The sequence below is a fragment of the Prosthecobacter sp. genome, assembly GCF_049294395.1.
Lineage (GTDB): Bacteria > Verrucomicrobiota > Verrucomicrobiia > Verrucomicrobiales > Verrucomicrobiaceae > Prosthecobacter.
The window spans coordinates 1-2,959 of the sequence record NZ_JBAQCR010000040.1; the positions used below are offsets into that span (position 1 = coordinate 1).

3 protein-coding genes are annotated in these 2,959 nt (G+C 60.2%); 2 read left to right on the forward strand and 1 reads right to left on the reverse strand.

Annotation, left to right across the window (positions count from 1 at the left end; translation table 11 throughout):
- Window positions 1-66 precede the first annotated feature (66 nt).
- Window positions 67-1,137, reverse strand: a complete 1,071-nt coding sequence (locus tag WAW39_RS02505) for a CCA tRNA nucleotidyltransferase (RefSeq protein WP_422315435.1) — start codon at window positions 1,135-1,137, stop codon at window positions 67-69.
- A gap of 79 nt (window positions 1,138-1,216) precedes the next feature.
- Between WAW39_RS02505 and WAW39_RS02510 the strand changes: the two genes are divergently transcribed.
- Together WAW39_RS02510 and WAW39_RS02515 are read left to right on the forward strand one after the other, a co-directional pair.
- A complete protein-coding gene (locus WAW39_RS02510; RefSeq protein ID WP_397383397.1) occupies window positions 1,217-1,696 on the forward strand; it encodes an Lrp/AsnC family transcriptional regulator in 480 nt (159 codons plus the stop codon).
- A 20-nt stretch (window positions 1,697-1,716) separates the two neighbouring features.
- The gene (locus tag WAW39_RS02515; protein WP_422315438.1) at window positions 1,717-2,895 is read left to right on the forward strand and encodes an aminotransferase class I/II-fold pyridoxal phosphate-dependent enzyme; all 1,179 of its coding nucleotides are present in this window, start codon (window positions 1,717-1,719) and stop codon (window positions 2,893-2,895) included.
- Window positions 2,896-2,959 lie beyond the last annotated feature (64 nt).

Genomic DNA, 2,959 nt, shown 5'->3' on the forward strand with positions numbered 1-2,959 from the left:
TCTGTCGGCCAGCGCACACATCAACACACTGACGCACGATTCACCGTAATCGGATGCGTGTTGAGTTCATACGCCGACTGTCGCATACCGCATGCCAGTTTGGAAATCGTGAGTTCTGGCGGTGCGCATCTTTTTGACGTCCTTGAAGACCATGTGGTTCTCCACGGCAACGACGGTGGGCTCGATGACGTCGTTGGGGAATTTCATGCGGCGCATGATATCGCCGGTTTTTTCAGCACCGAGTTTGTCGTGGCCATTGAAGCGGATGCGGCCCGTGTCGGCATCGCGGGTCTGCGTGGCGGGCTTGGCGATGTCGTGCAGGAGGACGCTCATCACCAGCGGCAGCGAGACCTTCTCCGGCAGCAGGCTGAGCATGAGGCGGGTGTGAATGAAGACATCGCCCTCGGGGTGGAATTGGGGTGGTTGTTCGCAGCCTTGGAGAACGAGGATCTCGGGGAGGAACTGCTCCATGAGGCCGCTGTTGACGAGGAGATCGAAGCCGCGCACGCGATTGGGATGGAGCATTGTTTTGACGAATTCCTCGCGAATGCGCTCGATGCTGACGCTCTTGATCTTGGGTGCGAGGCCGCAGATGGATTCCCAGGTGGCATGCTCGATATCGAAGCCGAGCACGGTGGCGAAGCGCACGGCGCGCAGCATGCGGAGGTGGTCTTCTTCAAAGCGGTCCTTGGCGACGCCGATGGCGCGGAGAAGGCCCATGCGCAGATCCACCTGGCCGTCGACGTAGTCGATGACCTGGTTTGTGAGCGGGTCGAAGAAGAGGCCGTTGATGGTGAAATCGCGGCGCTGGGCGTCGAGCTCCGGGGTGGAGTAAGTGACGCTGTCCGGGCGGCGTCCGTCGCTGTAGCTGCCGTCGCTGCGAAAGGTGGCGACCTCGACGTGATGGTGGTTCAGGCGCACGATGACGACGCCGAAGTGGGCTCCCACGGTTTGGGCGCCGGGGAAGAGTTTCACCACCTGCTCGGGCGTGGCACTGGTGGCCACGTCAAAGTCTTTGGCCTCGCGCCCCAGCAGCATGTCGCGCACGCAGCCGCCCGCCAGCAGGGCCTTGTGACCGGCCTGAGTGAGTTTTTCGATGATCTGGATGGCGGTGGCGCGCATGCCCGGATGTTCCATGGCCGGGTTGAATGTTCAATGTTGATTCTGCTTTCCGCTGTTCAAATCGGGGACTGGCATTACAATCGCAGCCCCTTATATGGACCCGCTCATCGAACTGCTCCGCAATAACTCCAACCGCAGCCCCAAAGAGATCGCTCTCGCCCTGGGGCTCGCCGAATCCGAAGTCACCGCCCGCATTGCCGCGGCGGAGGCGGATGGCACGATCCTGGGTTATAGCGCCGTGGTGGACCGTCTGAAGGCGGGGGACCGCCGCGTGACGGCCCTGATCGAGGTGCGCATCTCGCCTGAGCGTGATGGCGGCTTTGACCGTCTGGCACGCCGGATTTCGAAATTTGACCAGGTGCGCGACTGCTTTCTCATGAGCGGCGGCTATGACCTGGCTGTGATCGTGGAGGGCAAGGACCTCCTGGATGTGGCGACCTTTGTGTCCGAAAAACTCAGCACCCTCGGCGGCGTGCTGTCCACGGCCACGCGCTTTGAATTGAAGGCGTACAAGGAAAACGGTTTCCTCGCGAACGGTGGCGGCGATGAAGAGCGCCTGCCAGTGAGTCCATGAACTGAGAGGAACCTGAGGTCATGGAATACGACAACAAAATTTCAAACATCATTCGCGATCTGCCGCGCTCCGGCATCCGCGATTTCTTCGAACTCGTCATCGGTCGCACCGATGTCATTTCGCTCGGCGTCGGCGAACCCGACAAGCCCACCCCGTGGCCGATCCGCGAGGCGGTGATCCGCTCGCTGGAAAAAGGCCAGACAAGCTACACTTCGAACCTTGGTCTCGAATCGCTGCGCATTGGCATCAGCGAGTACGTGACGAAGCACTTCCGCACCACGTATGATCCGAAGACGGAGATTCTGGTGACGGTGGGCGTGTCCGAGGCGCTCGACATCGCCTTCCGTGCGGTGTTGAATCCGGGAGACGAAGTGATCTATCATGAGCCGTGCTACGTGAGCTATTCACCGAGCATCAAGATGGCTTATGGCGTGCCCGTGGTGGTGCAGACTCGTGAGGAGAATGAGTTTGCGCTGATGGCGGAGGATGTGGAGAAGGCGATCACGCCGAGGACGAAAGTCATCGCACTGAACTTCCCCACGAACCCCACAGGTGGCATCATGCCGCATGAGGAGCTGGCGAAGATCGCCGCACTGGCGGTGAAGCATGACCTGCTGGTCTTCACGGATGAGATCTACAGCGAGCTGCTTTATGACGGACGTCAGCACAAGAGCATCGTTGAGTTTCCGGGCATGCGTGAGCGCACCATTCTGCTGCACGGCTTCAGCAAGGCCTTTGCCATGACTGGCTGGCGCCTGGGCTATGCCTGCGCTCCGGCACCGCTGCGTGAGGCGATGATGAAGATTCATCAGTACTGCATGCTGTGTGCTCCAATCATGAGCCAGATGGCCGGCATCGAAGCGCTCAAGATGGGTGAGACTGCCTATGAGGACATGCGTCAAAGCTACGAGCAGCGCCGCAATCTGATCGTGAGCCGGCTCAATGGCATGGGGCTGCACTGCTTCAATCCGGGAGGCGCGTTCTATGTGTTTCCGGAGATCCGTAGCACGGGGCTGACGAGCAAGGAATTCGCCATTCAGCTGCTGGAGAAGAAGAGTGTGGCCGTCGTCCCTGGCAGTGCTTTCAGCAGTGCGGGTGAGGGCTTTGTGCGCTGCTGTTATGCGACTGCTCCCGAACTCATCGCGAAGGCGATGGATTTGATGGAGGAGTTCGTGAACGAAGTGCGGGCGAAGAAGTAACGCTGCGCGTCGTCAAGAGATGTGAGCAAGATACGGCACGGGCCGCATCTAGGTGGTGCTGCGC

Coding starts and splice junctions, on each gene's coding strand:
- WAW39_RS02505 (WP_422315435.1), bottom strand. CDS start 1,137: ATGGAACATCCGGGCATGCGCGCCACCGCCATCCAGATCATCGAAAAA.
- WAW39_RS02510 (WP_397383397.1), top strand. CDS start 1,217: ATGGACCCGCTCATCGAACTGCTCCGCAATAACTCCAACCGCAGCCCC.
- WAW39_RS02515 (WP_422315438.1), top strand. CDS start 1,717: ATGGAATACGACAACAAAATTTCAAACATCATTCGCGATCTGCCGCGC.